Source organism: Klebsiella sp. K47 (assembly GCF_051858335.1).
Taxonomy (GTDB): Bacteria; Pseudomonadota; Gammaproteobacteria; order Enterobacterales; family Enterobacteriaceae; genus Klebsiella; species Klebsiella pneumoniae.
Window position 1 is genome coordinate 42,917 of record NZ_JBPYUI010000001.1, and the last position, 15,267, is coordinate 58,183.

The following is a 15,267-nucleotide window of genomic DNA, read 5'->3' on the forward strand; positions in this document are numbered from 1 at the left end:
CGTAAGACGTTGTGATCTTTCAGACAGTTAGCGGGCTGCGGGTTGCAGTCCTTACCGGTACAGGCTCTATGGATTTCAAGTCGCAGGAAGGCGTCAACTCCGGGACTCCCGGGAGCTCATCTGGATCGCCAGATCGAGGTGAGCAGGTTAAGCCACCATGCCTGCAACGCGAAAGACGACGAGTATAAATGGAATATTCTCTGGTGATACATCCCAGGCTGTTCCCCTGAATAATTGCGCTGTGTTTCCGTTTGAAACACAGGCGACCGACACTCTGCGCCTCTTAAGCGCGCGACAACCGTGAGGTTGGCGACGTGAACCAGACACGAGGCCATCGGTTTTCCCCCGGAAAGGCATTACTCTGCCCGCAGCTTAGTCGTCAATGTAAGAATAATGAGTAAGTTACGATGAAAAGAATGTTAATCAACGCAACTCAGCAGGAAGAGTTGCGCGTCGCCCTTGTTGATGGGCAGCGCCTGTACGACCTGGATATCGAAAGCCCCGGGCACGAACAGAAAAAAGCGAACATCTACAAAGGCAAAATCACCCGCATTGAACCCAGCCTTGAAGCCGCGTTTGTTGATTACGGCGCCGAGCGTCATGGTTTCCTCCCCCTCAAAGAAATCGCCCGCGAATACTTCCCCGCCAACTACAATGCGCATGGTCGTCCTAATATCAAAGACGTACTGCGGGAAGGTCAGGAAGTTATCGTGCAGATTGATAAAGAAGAACGCGGCAACAAAGGCGCTGCGCTCACCACCTTTATCAGCCTGGCGGGCAGCTATCTGGTACTGATGCCGAACAACCCGCGCGCCGGGGGAATTTCCCGCCGTATCGAGGGCGACGACCGTACCGAACTGAAAGAAGCGCTGGCGAGCCTGGAGCTTCCGGACGGCATGGGCCTGATCGTTCGCACCGCTGGCGTCGGCAAATCCGCCGAAGCCCTGCAGTGGGACCTGAGCTTCCGCCTGAAGCACTGGGAAGCGATTCAGAAAGCCGCGGAAAGCCGTCCGGCGCCGTTCCTGATCCACCAGGAAAGCAACGTCATTGTCCGCGCCTTCCGTGACTATCTGCGCCAGGACATCGGCGAAATCCTGATCGATAACCCGAAAGTGCTTGAGCTGGCGCGCCAGCATATCGCCGCGCTGGGTCGTCCGGATTTCAGCAGCAAAATAAAACTGTACACCGGTGAAATCCCGCTGTTCAGCCATTATCAGATCGAATCGCAAATTGAGTCCGCCTTCCAGCGCGAAGTGCGCCTGCCTTCCGGCGGGTCTATCGTTATCGATAGCACCGAAGCGCTGACCGCGATCGATATCAACTCCGCCCGCGCCACCCGCGGCGGCGATATCGAAGAGACAGCCTTCAATACCAACCTCGAAGCGGCTGACGAAATTGCCCGCCAGCTGCGTCTGCGCGACCTCGGCGGCCTGATCGTTATCGACTTCATCGATATGACCCCGGTTCGCCACCAGCGCGCCGTGGAGAATCGTCTGCGCGAAGCCGTCCGTCAGGACCGGGCGCGCATTCAGATCAGCCATATTTCGCGCTTCGGCCTGCTGGAGATGTCCCGTCAGCGCCTGAGCCCGTCGCTGGGCGAGTCCAGCCACCACGTCTGCCCGCGCTGCTCCGGCACCGGCACCGTGCGTGATAACGAATCGCTGTCGCTCTCTATTCTGCGTCTGATCGAAGAAGAAGCGCTGAAAGAGAATACCAAAGAAGTCCACGCCATTGTTCCGGTACCGATCGCCTCCTATCTGCTGAACGAAAAACGTGCCGCAGTGAGCGCTATCGAATCCCGTCAGGGCGATGTGCGCGTTATTATCGTGCCAAACGACGAAATGCAAACGCCGCACTACTCCGTCCTGCGCGTGCGCAAAGGTGAAGAAACCTCAACGCTGAGCTATCTGCTGCCGAAGCTGCATGAAGAAGAGATGGCGCTGCCAGGCGACGATGAGCCGGCGGAGCGGAAACGTCCGGAACAGCCGGCCCTGGCCGCTTTTGTCATGCCAGATGCGCCGCCAGCCCCGATGCTCGAAGAGCCTGCCGCCGCGCCTGTCGCCGCAGCGGCACCGGTCGCGGCCGCCGCACCGGCGCAGCCTGGCCTGCTCTCACGCTTCTTCAGCGCGCTGAAGAATATCTTCTCTGGCGCCGAAGAGGCCAAACCGGCTGAAGTTCAGGTCGAGAAGAAAGCGGAAGAAAAACCGGAGCGTCAGCAGGAGCGTCGTAAACCGCGCGCCAACAACCGCCGCGACCGCAACGACCGCCGTGATAACCGCGACAATCGTGACAACCGCGATAACCGTGACAATCGCGACACCCGTGCGGACAATGCCGAGGGCCGTGAACCGCGCGAATCGCGTGAAGAGAACCGTCGCAACCGTCGCGAGAAGCCGTCGCAGAACGTGGAAGCCCGTGATGTTCGCCAAACCTCAGGCGACGACGCGGAGAAAGCGAAATCCCGTGACGAGCAGCAGCCGCGCCGCGAACGCACCCGCCGCCGCAATGACGACAAACGTCAGGCGCAGCAGGAAGCCAAAGCGCAGACTCGCGAAGAGCCGGTTGTGCAGGAGACGGAGCAGGAAGAGCGTGTACAAACTCTGCCGCGTCGTAAACCGCGCCAGCTGGCACAGAAAGTGCGCGTTGAGTCCGCTGTCGTCGAGCCAGTTGCCGAGATCGTGCCAGAAGCCGTAGTGGCTGAAGTTATCGCTCCGCAAAGCGAGCCGGTGAAAGCCGAGCTGCCGGCAGGGGTGGAGAGCGTTGCGGACCAGGACGAAAATGGCGAATCCCGTGAAGCGAACGGTATGCCGCGTCGCTCACGTCGCTCCCCGCGTCACCTGCGCGTCAGCGGTCAGCGTCGTCGTCGCTATCGTGACGAACGCTATCCGACCCAGTCGCCTATGCCGCTGACCGTAGCCTGCGCATCGCCGGAGATGGCTTCCGGTAAAGTCTGGATCCGCTACCCGGTGGTTCGTCCGCAGGATCAGCAGCCGGAAGAGGTTCAGGTTCAGGACGCCAGCGTCGCGAAAACTGTCGAGGCCGTAGCGGCCCCGGTTGCCGTCGTTGAAACCGTTACCGCTGCGCCGGTCACCGTCGAGCCGGCTACCATGGAACCAGTAACCGCTGAGCCGGTAGTCGTTGAGCCGGTAGCGGCCGCCGAGCCGCTGGTCGTTGATGCTGCGGAAGTTGTCGCGCCAGCAGCCGTCGAGCCAGCGCCTCAGGAGCCGGTCACCGAAGCACCGGCTGTCGAAGCGCCTCAGGCTATCGCGCCAGTGACGCTCGACGCCGAGCCGGTGGTGGTAGAACCTGAAGCGGTGGAAACGACGCCTGTCGTTGCAGCGCCAGTGGAAACTATCGCCCCGGTCGCAGAAACCGTGGAGCAAGCGCCAGTGACCGAAGCGGCCCCTGCCGAACCGGTCAAAGCCGAGCCCCCGGTGAGCAAGCCGGTCGTAGTGGCGGGTCATCGCCATGCCACCGCGCCAATGACCCGTGCGCCAGCTCCGGACTATGTCCCGGAAGCACCGCGTCACAGCACCTGGGTGCGCCCGCCGTTCGCCTTTGAAGGTAAAGGCGCCGCCGGTGGTCATAGCGCGACCCATAAAGCCACCGCTGAACCGACTCGCCCACAGCCCGTCGAGTAAGCGTGCTTAATAAAAAAACCGGCCTTTGGCCGGTTTTTTTATGCGCTTTGCGGACGCTGCATCCCGGCGAGATCCGGCATGATCTCCCGCATCAGGTCGAGGAACTTACGCAGGCGTGTCGGGTAATAGCGCGCCCAGGGATAAACCAGATGAACCGGCAGCGAGGCGGGTCGCCACTGCGGGAACAGCTCAATCAGCCGTCCGGCGGCAATATCCTCCACGACCGTCCAGCTGGACACCATCGCCACCCCCAGCCCCGCCAGCGCGGTGTTGCGCGCGACGTAAAGACTGTCAGTGCTCAGACAGGGAGTAATCGCTGTAGAGACAATCTGCCCGCTTGCCTGATGCCTGAGCCGTACCTCATGCTGATAAAAGGTATTAATGGCGATCCATGGCAGGCCCGATAACGCCTCCAGCGAGGTTAACGGCGGATACTTCGCCAGCAGCTCAGGAGAAGCCACTACGCAGCGCGGCACTTCCGCCAGCAGTACGGATACCGTTGCTGGATCCACCTCCGCCCCCACGCGAATAGCGCAGTCGATATTATCGCTGAGGAAGTCGACGGTATTATCGTTTAGCATCCACTCCACCGACAGCTGCGGATGGCGCTGTAGAAATGCCACCAGCGGCGCCAGCAGCTGCTGCTGGCCAAACGCGTGGGGCGCCCGCACTCGCAGAACGCCCACCGGCCGATCGTCGGCAATACGCAGGTCATCCTCCAGCGCCAGCCAGGCGTCCACCACCTGACGGGCGTGACGATAACAGCGTTCGCCATCGTCAGTGAGCTTCATCGCATGGGTGGTGCGCAGGATCAGCTTAACCCCCAGCAGCCCTTCAAGGGACTGCAGGCGGCGGCTGACGGTCGCCTGGGTAGTGTCCATCTGCCCTGCGGCGGCGGAGAGCGATCCGGCCTCTACGATGCGGATATAGGTGCGCATCAGCTCAATGCGGTCTATACGCTCTTGTCTTTTCATTTTCCTTTTGCCTATACGTGCTACGTATAACCGTTTTACCACCAGCCCGGCTACCGCGCCAGTCGCGTTCAGGGAAAAATAGCCCCATCGCATCTATGAGGCATTGAACATGACACCGACTTCCCTTTCCACCCGCGACGCAGGCTGGATTATCTTCATTCTCGCACTCGGCGCCGGCTTTAGCGTCGCCTCTATTTACTACGCGCAGCCGCTGCTGCCGTTGATGGGCGCCAATCTCCACCTGACTGTAGAAGGTATGGGTCTGGTCCCTACCCTGACGCAGGCGGGTTATGCGCTCGGCATTCTGTTCCTGCTCCCGCTCGGCGACCGCCACGATCGCCGCCGGCTGATCCTGGTGAAAAGCGCGCTGCTGGCGCTCCTGCTGCTCCTGTGCAGCCTCACCGGCCAGCTCAGCTCACTGCTGGTGGTCAGTCTGCTGATCGGTATGGCGGCGACCATGGCGCAGGATATCGTCCCGGCGGCGGCGATCCTCGCCCCGGCGGGCAAGCAGGGAAAAATGGTGGGCACGGTGATGACCGGGCTGCTGCTGGGGATCCTGCTCTCCCGGACGGTCAGCGGCGTGGTGGGCGCCGTATTCGGCTGGCGGGTGATGTATCAGGCGGCGGCGGTCAGCGTCGCGCTGATTGGCCTGGTAATGTGGCGCGTCCTGCCGCGCTTCGCTGTGCACTCGACGCTGAGCTATCCGCAGCTGATGGCCTCGATGGCGCATCTGTGGCAGCGTTACCCGGCATTACGCCGCGCCGCGCTAGCTCAGGGCGCGCTCTCCATCGCCTTTAGCGCCTTCTGGTCGACGCTGGCGGTGATGCTCTCCGAACACTATCACATGGGCAGCGCAGTAGCGGGCGGTTTCGGTATCGCCGGGGCCGCCGGGGCGCTGGCCGCGCCGCTTGCCGGCGGTCTGGCCGATAAATTTGGCGCCGGTAAGGTGACACAGATGGGTGCGGCGCTGGTCACCCTCTCCTTTGCCCTGATGTTTATGCTGCCGCTGCTGCCAGTGCACGCTCAGTTGGCGCTGATTGCCCTGTCGGCGATTGGCTTTGACCTTGGCCTGCAGTCAAGCCTGGTGGCGCATCAGAACCTGGTATATGGCCTTGAGCCACAGGCCCGCGGCCGCCTCAACGCCCTGCTGTTCACCGTGGTGTTTATCGGGATGTCGCTGGGGTCGGTGCTGGGCAGTAAGCTGTACGTGCTGGCCGGCTGGAACGGAGTGGTCACGCTGGCAGTGATCACTGGCGCGCTAGCCCTGGCGATCCGCCTGCTGGAGAATGCCCGCATCCTCGCTGCCGAACGCAGCGCATCATAAAAAAACCCCGCTTCGCCTGCGGCGAAGCGGGGTTTTTCTACCCACACAACCGCTTACGCCGTGCGACGGACAAACTCTTTCACGCGGAAGCCCAGCACCAGCAGCGTGGCGAAATAGGCTACCACCCCGGCGATAACCACCGCCAGCAAACGCATCAGACGGAACGGCATCGTCCCCAGCGACCACTCAGGCATGAGATGCATGACGCCCAGCAGCGCCGCGGCCATAACCAGCACTGCAATAATCAGACGCAGCAGGAAGGCCAACCAGCCCGGCTGCGGGGTGAAAATTTTCTGTTTACGCAGTTGCCAGTAGAGCAGCGCGGCGTTCAGGCAGGCCGCCAGGCCGATGGACAGCGACAGACCCGCATGCTTCAGCGGGCCGATAAACGCCAGGTTCATTACCTGGGTCATAATCAGGGTGATAATAGCAATCTTGACCGGGGTCTTGATGTCCTGACGGGAATAGAAGCCCGGCGCCAGCACTTTCACCACGATAAGGCCCATCAGCCCTACGGAATAAGCCACCAGCGCGCGCTGGGTCATCGCCGCGTCAAAGGCGCTGAATTTGCCGTACTGGAACAGAGCCACGGTTAGCGGTTTGGCGAGGATCCCCAGCGCCACCGCGCTCGGCAGCGCCAGCAGAAAACAGAGACGCAGTCCCCAGTCCATCAGCCGGCAATACTCGTCATGGTTACCGCTGGCGAAGCTTTTTGACAGCGATGGCAGCAGGATAGTGCCGAGCGCCACGCCCAGCACGCCGGAGGGAAACTCCATCAGGCGGTCGGCATAATACATCCACGACACCGAGCCCGACACGAGGAATGAGGCGAAAATGGTATTGATGATAAGGGAGATCTGGCTTACCGACACGCCAAGGATCGCCGGCCCCATCTGCTTCACCACCCGCATCGCGCCGGCATCTTTCAGATTAATTCGCGGCAGGACCAGCATGCCAATCTTCTTCAGATGCGGCAGCTGGTAAGCCAGCTGCAGCACGCCGCCGACCGTCACCGCCCAGGCCAGCGCCAGCACCGGCGGATGGAAATACGGCGCGGCAAACAGCGCAAAACCAATCATACTGACGTTGAGGAACGTCGGCGCAAAGGCCGGCACCGAGAAGCGGTTCCAGGTATTGAGGATCGCCCCCACCAGCGAAGCCAGGGAGATCAGCAAAATATAGGGAAAGGTAATACGCAGCAGCTGGGTGGTTAGCGCAAACTTATCGGCGGTATCGGCAAAGCCGGGCGCAGTAATGGTGATTACCCACGGCGCCGCCAGCATCCCGATAACGGTAACGATAGCCAGGGCCAGGGTCAGCAGCCCGGAGACGTATGAGACAAACACGCGGGTGGCATCTTCGCCCTGCTTGCTTTTATATTCGGCAAGGATCGGCACAAACGCCTGTGAGAAGGCGCCTTCGGCAAAAATACGCCGCAGCAGGTTAGGCAGTTTGAAGGCGACAAAAAAGGCATCGGTCGCCATCCCGGCGCCAAAAATACGCGCCACAATCGCATCGCGGGCAAAGCCCAGCACGCGCGAAAACATGGTCATCGAACTGACTGCCGCCAGTGATTTTAAAAGGTTCATTACGCTGTTATTCCAAACCCTGGAGTAAAACGCCCGCAAATGCGGGCGCTGGAAAGTGGCGATAGTCTACCGGGTTCAACATGAATTACTACTGTCAGTTGTTACAATGGATTATTCGCTAATGGCGTCGCGCCACAGTTTCTCAACGATCCGCTGAGCCAGCAGCGCCTGTTCGCCTGCAGTTTCAGGAACTGTCTGATTTTGCACGCATTCGATAAAATGGCGCGCGCAGCCGACAAAGCCGCGCTGCTCAAGGGTGGTTTGCCAGCCGGCAACCGGGCGCTGGACCACGCCATGACCGCACTCCTCCTGCCATTCGCGCATCTCGCTGACGGCATATAGCCCGCCATCCGTGACCGCCTGCACCCACTCGCGCTGGCTGCCTGCGCGACGATGCATGCTGGTGGTGACCTGCAGCCGGGGCGAACTGAACTGATGTTCGGCATAGAGCATTTCGCCCTGCGGGGTGATCTTCAGCGCGCCGCCGCGCAGACGTGCCTGACCGTCGGCCAGCCATAGCGCGGTATCCACCACATGCAGATAGTCATCAAGCAGCGTAAAGCGCAGATCGTTGCCGACGCTATCGCTACGGTGTTTATCCATCCGCAGCGAGGCCGCCTCGCCCAGCCGCCCCTTCAGCTCCCGATAGAGCGGCGCAAAGCGGCGATTGAAACCGACCATCAACGTCAGTCGACGTCGCGCCGCCAGCTCGACCAGCGTCTCCGCCTCACTCAGCTTGTCCGCCAATGGTTTATCCACACAAACATGAACCCCGGCATTCAGTAAGTGATTCACTACTTCATAATGTGAAGCCGTCGAGGTATGGACAAAGACCGCATCGCACTGTGCCGCCAGGGCATCGAGGGAATCAGCGTATGGCATCCGCCAGGTTTCGCAGATCCGTAGCGCCTTCTCTTTACCCGGCGACCAGGCCGCCTGCAGCGTCCAGCTTTCCGCCGCCCCCAGCACCGGCAGCCACGCTTTCTGCGCAATGCTGCCTAAGCCGACCACCCCAATGCGCAATCTTGTCCCCACGTTTTAGTCTCCCAGATGGTGTAACAGCGAATCGAGGCGCGCTTTCAGCTCCACCACCTCGCCCTCCAGCGCTTCAACCCTGGCGCGCAGATCGCCGTCATCGTCCAGCGGCGCGAGAGCTTCCACTGTGGTGATCAGCGTGTCCATATCGTCGCAAAACAGATGCATATAGCGGCTTTCCCGTTTTCCCGGCTCCCGGGGCAACCGGGCGACGAAGGGGCCATCTTCGCGCGTCGTCAGCCCTTCCAGCACGCTTTCCACTTCCGCCATATCGCTGAACTCATACATCCGCTGCGCCCGGCTGCGTAATTCGCCCGGCGTCTGAGCACCGCGCAGCAGCAGCGTCGTGACCACCGCAACCTCGCCGGCGCTAAGCTTCAGATCGCCAAATTCGGAGTTGCAAAAGCGCTGTTCATACTTGGTGACGCGATTACCGAATCCGCTGACCGTGCGCAGATAGTGCCGTTTCACCAGCGTATCCAGCAGGGCCTGGACCTCGCTTTCGCTCAGCGACATCACTGGCTCGCGGTTGGTTTTCTGATTGCAGGCGGTCACCACAGCATTTACCGACAGCGGATACTGCTCGGGGGTGGTGACCTGCTTTTCCAGCAGGCAGCCAATGACGCGCGCTTCATGCGCAGTTAACTGATATTTCATCCTCTCTCCTTAACGTCCCGCAGACCAGTCCGGCGTCGTTAGCGCCGTCAGTACATGGTCACGCCACTGCCCGTCAATCAGCAGATAATCTTTGGCGTAACCCTCTTTTTCAAACCCCAACCGCGCCAGCAGCGCGCCGCTGCGCTGATTATGCGGCATGTAGTTGGCCATAATGCGATGAATATGCTGCGTGCGCTGCATATAGCGAATCGCCGACGTCAGCGCTTCAAACATCAGCCCCTGCCCCTGCCACTTCTCGCCAATGGAATAGCCAAGATAACAGGCATGGAAAGATCCGCGCACCACGTTGGAGAAATTCGCCACACCGATGATCTCTTTTTCCTCAGGGTCGAGCAGCGCGAAATAAAAAGCTGACCCCTGCTTATGAAACTCAGCGATCATCGACAGACGCGCCTGCCATCCGGAGGGATAGCAGTGGCTGTCGTCACGAACCGGCTCCCAGGGTTTTAAGAACGCTTTATTTTCGGCGTAATAATCGGCCAGACGCCAGGCGTCACGATCGTGAACCAGGCGCACCACCAGCCGGTCCGTCGTCAAACGCACCTTCGGCACGTTACTGCGATAGCCAAACATTTCCTTTTTCAGTCCCCCTGACTTCACTCTTGCTTTCATCACTATACCTTTCCTGCACGATAGTGTGAAAACAGCAACATACCATTTTCTGCGCCATCTCCTCTTTTCGATGAATAGGCTCAATCGATCTTGCTTTTTGATAAAAAAATATTGTCGCAAGGGTGCTGGGAAAAGCAGCAGATTGCCCGCAGAATATCCTCGCTTATCTCTATTTTTCCCTGGAGGGGAAATGTCCCGCGTCTCGCAGGCAAGGAGCCTGGGTAAATATTTCCTGTTAGTCGATAACATGCTGGTCGTGCTGGGCTTTTTTGTCGTTTTTCCGCTGATTTCCATCCGCTTTGTCGATCAGATGGGCTGGGCAGCGCTGATGGTCGGCATTGCGCTCGGCCTGCGCCAGCTGGTACAGCAGGGATTAGGCATCTTTGGCGGCGCCATCGCCGACCGCTTCGGCGCGAAACCGATGATCGTCACCGGTATGCTGATGCGTGCAGGCGGTTTCGCGGCGATGGCCGTCGCCCATGAGCCGTGGGTGCTGTGGTTCTCGTGCATACTCTCCGGACTCGGCGGTACACTGTTCGATCCGCCGCGGGCGGCGCTGGTGGTTAAGCTGGTGCGTCCGCATCAGCGCGGCCGCTTTTTCTCCATCCTGATGATGCAGGATAGCGCCGGCGCGGTGATTGGCGCGCTGCTGGGCAGCTGGCTGCTGCAGTATGATTTTCGCCTGGTGTGCAGCGCCGGCGCCGCGCTGTTTATCGCCTGCGCCGCGTTTAACGCCTGGTATCTGCCGGCATGGAAGCTCTCGACGGTGAAAACGCCGATTCGTGAGGGGCTGGGCCGGGTGCTGCGGGACAAACGCTTCGTCACCTATGTCCTGACGCTGACCGGCTATTATATGCTGGCGGTGCAGGTGATGCTGATGCTGCCGATCATGGTGAATGATATCGCCGGCTCGCCGGCCGCCGTGAAATGGATGTACGCCATCGAAGCCACCATTTCGCTCACCCTGCTCTATCCTATTGCCCGTTGGAGCGAAAAACGCTTCCGCCTTGAGCACCGGCTGATGGCCGGCCTGCTGGTGATGACCCTGGCCATGCTGCCGATCGGGATGACCAGCAGTTTACAGCAGCTGTTTACCCTGATTTGCCTGTTTTACATCGGCTCTATCATTGCCGAACCCGCCCGCGAGACGCTGGGCGCTTCGCTGGCGGACGCCCGGGCGCGTGGCAGCTATATGGGTTTCAGCCGTCTGGGGCTCGCCTTCGGCGGCGCGCTGGGTTACGCGGGCGGCGGCTGGCTGTTTGATGCCGGGAAAGCCGTCGGCCAGCCCGAACTGCCGTGGCTGATGCTCGGCGCCATCGGGGTTATCACCTTCCTGGCGCTATGGTGGCAATTCAGTCCGAAACGCTCTGCCTCCGGTATGCTGGAGCCGCGCACCTGATGCGCGCGGCGGCGGTTTCTCCTGCTTTCAGCCTATTCTGCTGGCGCGATGGGTGCTGACAGGTCATGATGCTTTGTGTCAGGATGAAGGAAGGTATGAGCTTGAGGAACCCCATGAAAAAGATATTGATCGCCGCCGCGCTAATTGTCAGCGGCCTGCTGAGTGGCTGTAATCAGCTGACCCAATACACGGTAAGCGAGCAGGAGATTAACCAGGCCCTGCAGAAGCGAAACCATTTCGCCAAAGATATTGGTCTGAAAGGCGTTGCCGACGCCCATATCGAACTGCAGAACCTGACCAGCGCTATCGGGCGCGAGGAGCCGGGCAAAGTCACCCTGAGCGGGATCGCCAACGTCGATCTTAACTCCCTGTTCGGCACGCAGAAAGCGACGATCGATCTGAAGCTCAAAGCGCTGCCAACCTTTGACCGAGAGAAAGGCGCCATCTTCCTGCAGGAAATGGAAGTGGTCGATGCCAAAGTGGCGCCGGAGAAGCTGCAGTCGGTTATTCAGGCCCTGCTCCCCTACCTGAATCAGTCTCTGCGCAGCTACTTCAGCCAGCAGCCGGCTTATGTCCTGCGTGAGGACGCCAGCACCGGCGAAGCGCTGGCGAAGAAATACGCCAAAGGTATAGAGGTGAAGCCAGGCGAGATTGTCATCCCCTTTACCAATTAATCTCCAGGGCGCTACGGCGCCCTGAATTTTTTACGGAAATGAGTGCAAAGGAAAACGTTTACGCTTATCCTTAGTGCCCGGCAAAAAACAGCCCTGATGACTGAACCTATTAGCCGGAGCCTTCCATGACAGCACAATCCCAGGTATTGAAAATCCGCCGCCCAGACGACTGGCATATCCATCTGCGCGATGACGATATGCTGAAAACCGTCGTGCCTTATACCAGTGAGTTTTATGGCCGGGCGATCGTGATGCCGAATCTGGTGCCGCCTGTCACCACCGTCGCGGCGGCTATCGCTTACCGCCAGCGCATTATGGACGCCGTGCCGGCCGGGCATGATTTTACCCCGCTGATGACCTGCTATCTGACAGACTCCCTCGACCCAGCGGAGCTGGAACGCGGCTTTAACGAAGGGGTTTTCACCGCCGCCAAGCTCTACCCGGCCAATGCCACCACTAACTCCAGCCACGGCGTCACCAGCACCGACGCCATTATGCCAGTGCTGGAGCGGATGGAAAAACTGGGGATGCCGTTGCTCGTTCACGGCGAAGTCACTCACGCCGAGATTGATATTTTCGATCGTGAAGCGCGCTTTATTGAGACGGTGATGGAGCCCCTGCGCCAGCGCCTGCCCGGCCTGAAAGTGGTTTTTGAACATATCACCACCAAAGACGCCGCCGAGTACGTGCGTGACGGTAATGAACTGCTGGCTGCTACCATCACCCCGCAGCATCTGATGTTCAACCGCAACCATATGCTGGTGGGCGGCATTCGCCCTCACCTGTACTGTCTGCCGGTACTTAAACGCAATATTCATCAGCAGGCTCTGCGGGAGCTGGTCGCCAGCGGCTTCAGCCGCGCCTTCCTCGGCACCGACTCCGCACCGCACGCGCGCCACCGTAAGGAAGCCAGCTGTGGCTGCGCCGGCTGCTTTAACGCCCCGACCGCCCTCGGCAGCTACGCCACGGTGTTTGAAGAAATGAACGCTCTGCAGCACTTTGAGGCTTTCTGCTCGCTGAACGGCCCGCGCTTCTACGGTCTGCCGGTCAATGAGAGCTACGTTGAACTGGTGCGTGAAGAGACGACCGTTGTGGACAGCATTTCCCTGCCTAATGACACCCTGGTGCCCTTCCTGGCGGGTGAAACCGTTCGCTGGACCGTGAAGAAATAAAAACGCAGCCCCCTGTTGTCAACGCTAACCGGATACTGTATAAATAACCAGTATCGAACGCAGGGGGCAATTATGCGCATTGAAGTGTCTATCGCCAAAACGACCGCCTTACCTAACGGCGCGCTGGAAGCGCTGAATAACGAACTCTCTCGCCGTATCGCCGAGCAATTCCCGGCCATCGATAGCCAAGTGAGCGTCCGCTACGCCACCGGTAATCAGCTCTCGGTGTTTGGCGCCCTGAAAGAAGACAAAGACCGGATAAGCGAAATCCTGCAGGAAACATGGGAAAGCGCGGACGACTGGTTTGTCCACGATCTCTCCTGAAGCATGGCGGGATCCAGTTACTCTGGTTTGCTCCCTCATTGTGCTTTTTTTGCCGGGTCGCCCCGGCTTTTTTTATCCCCTCTTCTGTTCAGAATAGTCCTGATTATTCTGCTCAATATCGACTAAAGTGGCCATTTTACGCGCTTATCTTGAGTAAAAAAGCGGCAAAAGAAGAAAATCATGCTGCCTTTCATTTAATTTCTCGAGTTTATTCTTGATCCCTGATATAATTAACTTGCTTCAAAAAATATGCATTAAACCTCGAGAATTGTTGTCTTTTAACATATGAATAAGGGGTTATGATGGAAAAAAATAATGAAGTCATTCAGACCCATCCCCTCGTTGGATGGGACATCAGCACCGTTGATAGCTACGATGCGCTGATGTTGCGCCTGCACTACCAGAACCCCACTCAAGAAAACAGTAATGATGCTGAGATCGGCCAGACGCTATGGCTAACGACGGACGTCGCACGTCAGTTTATTTCAATCCTGGAAGCAGGCATTGCGAAGATTGAATCTGGCGAATACCAGGAAAACGAGTACCGCCGACATTAACGCGGCTTGCGAATGACTTAACATTAAACTTAACAGGCACCTGCGGGTGCCTGAATTATTTTCGGGCTTGTATAAGCACAGGGAGTTAATTACCCTGCTAACAAGGCAATTACCCGGAACTCACCATGCAATACGATCTTATCATTATTGGCAGCGGCTCCGTCGGCGCCGCCGCTGGCTATTATGCGCGCCGTGCCGGACTCAATGTTCTGATGACCGATGCCCATCAACCTCCCCACCAGGAAGGCAGCCATCACGGCAGCAGCCGTCTTATCCGTCACGCCTATGGCGAAGGTGAGAAATATGTTCCGCTGGTGCTGCGTGCCCAGCAGCTATGGGATGAACTGGCAGAGATCAGTGGCGAAGCCGTGTTTGAACGCACCGGCGTCATTAACCTCGGCCCCGCCAGCTCCGCTTTTCTCGCCAACGTCGCCGCCAGCGCCCGTGCGTTCCAGCTTGAGGTGGAAGAGCTGGATGCCCAGGCCGTGATGCAGCGCTGGCCGGAGATACGCCTCCCCGATGACTATCGGGCGATTTTCGAACCCGCTTCCGGCGTACTGCGCAGCGAACTGGCCGTCGAAACCTGGATCCGTCTGGCGCGGGAAGCAGGCTGCGCGCAGCTATTCAACTGTCCGGTCTCGGCTATTCATCACCATGCTGACGGGATCACCATCGATACCCTCGACGGTGAATATCATGGTAAAAAGCTGCTGGTCAGCGCCGGCACCTGGGTCACCCGCCTGCTTCCGGACCTCCCTATCCAGCCGGTACGCAAGGTGTTCGCCTGGTACCAGGCCGATGGCCGTTACAGCAGCAAGAATCACTTCCCGGCCTTCACCGGCGAGTTGCCCAATGGCGATCAATATTACGGTTTCCCGGCAGAAGATAATGAACTGAAAATTGGCAAGCATAACGGCGGCCAGCCGATCTCCACCCCGCAGGAACGGGTAGCGTTTGGCGCTGTCGCCAGCGATGGTTCCGAATCCTTCCCGTTTTTGCGTAACGTCCTGCCTGGCATCGGCGGCTGCCTGCACGGCGCCTCCTGTACCTACGACAATACCGTCGATGAGGACTTTATTATCGATACGTTGCCTGGCAGGCCAGACACGCTGCTGATCACCGGGCTGAGCGGCCACGGCTTTAAGTTTGCGCCGGTGCTGGGCGAAATTGCCAGTCAGTTTGCTCAGGGCGAAGCATCGAGCTTCAATCTGGCCCCCTTTTCTCTGGCGCGCTTTAACGCGTAATGGAATGCGGCACTTTTGCCGTTGGGTAAAGAAACGGCCTCTGC

At 59.2% G+C, this 15,267-nt stretch carries 13 protein-coding genes; 8 read left to right on the top strand and 5 right to left on the bottom strand.

Features of this window, described 5'->3' with window-relative positions; all coding sequences use genetic code 11:
* Positions 1-407 precede the first annotated feature (407 nt).
* On the top strand, positions 408-3,641 hold the full coding sequence (rne, locus tag RRF55_RS00240; RefSeq protein ID WP_025368281.1) for a ribonuclease E: 3,234 nt from the start codon (positions 408-410) through the stop codon (positions 3,639-3,641).
* Between the two features lie 38 nt (positions 3,642-3,679).
* Here rne and RRF55_RS00245 read toward each other — a convergent pair whose 3' ends face one another.
* Positions 3,680-4,708, bottom strand: coding sequence for a LysR family transcriptional regulator (locus RRF55_RS00245; RefSeq protein WP_004218670.1), 1,029 nt, complete (start codon positions 4,706-4,708; stop codon positions 3,680-3,682).
* Between the two features lie 16 nt (positions 4,709-4,724).
* Between RRF55_RS00245 and RRF55_RS00250 the strand changes: the two genes are divergently transcribed.
* Positions 4,725-5,939, top strand: coding sequence for an MFS transporter (locus tag RRF55_RS00250; protein WP_004176581.1), 1,215 nt, complete (start codon positions 4,725-4,727; stop codon positions 5,937-5,939).
* Between the two features lie 53 nt (positions 5,940-5,992).
* Here RRF55_RS00250 and murJ read toward each other — a convergent pair whose 3' ends face one another.
* The 4 genes from murJ to rimJ form a co-directional block, all read right to left on the bottom strand.
* Positions 5,993-7,528, bottom strand: a complete 1,536-nt coding sequence (gene murJ / locus RRF55_RS00255; RefSeq protein WP_002899104.1) for a murein biosynthesis integral membrane protein MurJ — start codon at positions 7,526-7,528, stop codon at positions 5,993-5,995.
* Between the two features lie 111 nt (positions 7,529-7,639).
* Positions 7,640-8,551, bottom strand: coding sequence for a Gfo/Idh/MocA family protein (locus tag RRF55_RS00260; RefSeq protein WP_004140718.1), 912 nt, complete (start codon positions 8,549-8,551; stop codon positions 7,640-7,642).
* A 15-nt stretch (positions 8,552-8,566) separates the two neighbouring features.
* Complete coding sequence (locus RRF55_RS00265) at positions 8,567-9,220, bottom strand: YceH family protein (protein WP_032438580.1); 654 nt, start codon at positions 9,218-9,220, stop codon at positions 8,567-8,569.
* Between the two features lie 9 nt (positions 9,221-9,229).
* On the bottom strand, positions 9,230-9,814 hold the full coding sequence (gene rimJ / locus RRF55_RS00270) for a ribosomal protein S5-alanine N-acetyltransferase (protein WP_002899099.1): 585 nt from the start codon (positions 9,812-9,814) through the stop codon (positions 9,230-9,232).
* A gap of 229 nt (positions 9,815-10,043) precedes the next feature.
* Between rimJ and mdtH the strand changes: the two genes are divergently transcribed.
* The 6 genes from mdtH (at position 10,044) to solA (ending at position 15,223) form a co-directional block, all read left to right on the top strand.
* The gene (gene mdtH, locus RRF55_RS00275; protein ID WP_002899096.1) at positions 10,044-11,252 is read left to right on the top strand and encodes a multidrug efflux MFS transporter MdtH; all 1,209 of its coding nucleotides are present in this window, start codon (positions 10,044-10,046) and stop codon (positions 11,250-11,252) included.
* A 113-nt stretch (positions 11,253-11,365) separates the two neighbouring features.
* A complete protein-coding gene (locus RRF55_RS00280; RefSeq protein WP_004150824.1) occupies positions 11,366-11,926 on the top strand; it encodes a lipoprotein in 561 nt (186 codons plus the stop codon).
* A 125-nt stretch (positions 11,927-12,051) separates the two neighbouring features.
* The gene (gene pyrC, locus RRF55_RS00285) at positions 12,052-13,098 is read left to right on the top strand and encodes a dihydroorotase (RefSeq protein ID WP_004893020.1); all 1,047 of its coding nucleotides are present in this window, start codon (positions 12,052-12,054) and stop codon (positions 13,096-13,098) included.
* A 72-nt stretch (positions 13,099-13,170) separates the two neighbouring features.
* Positions 13,171-13,422: a DNA damage-inducible protein I gene (dinI, locus tag RRF55_RS00290; RefSeq protein ID WP_002898994.1), complete on the top strand. Its 252-nt coding sequence runs from the start codon at positions 13,171-13,173 to the stop codon at positions 13,420-13,422.
* 302 nt (positions 13,423-13,724) lie between these two features.
* On the top strand, positions 13,725-13,979 hold the full coding sequence (bssS, locus tag RRF55_RS00295; protein ID WP_002898992.1) for a biofilm formation regulator BssS: 255 nt from the start codon (positions 13,725-13,727) through the stop codon (positions 13,977-13,979).
* A 125-nt stretch (positions 13,980-14,104) separates the two neighbouring features.
* On the top strand, positions 14,105-15,223 hold the full coding sequence (gene solA, locus RRF55_RS00300) for an N-methyl-L-tryptophan oxidase (protein ID WP_002898990.1): 1,119 nt from the start codon (positions 14,105-14,107) through the stop codon (positions 15,221-15,223).
* The last annotated feature ends 44 nt before the right edge of the window (positions 15,224-15,267 follow it).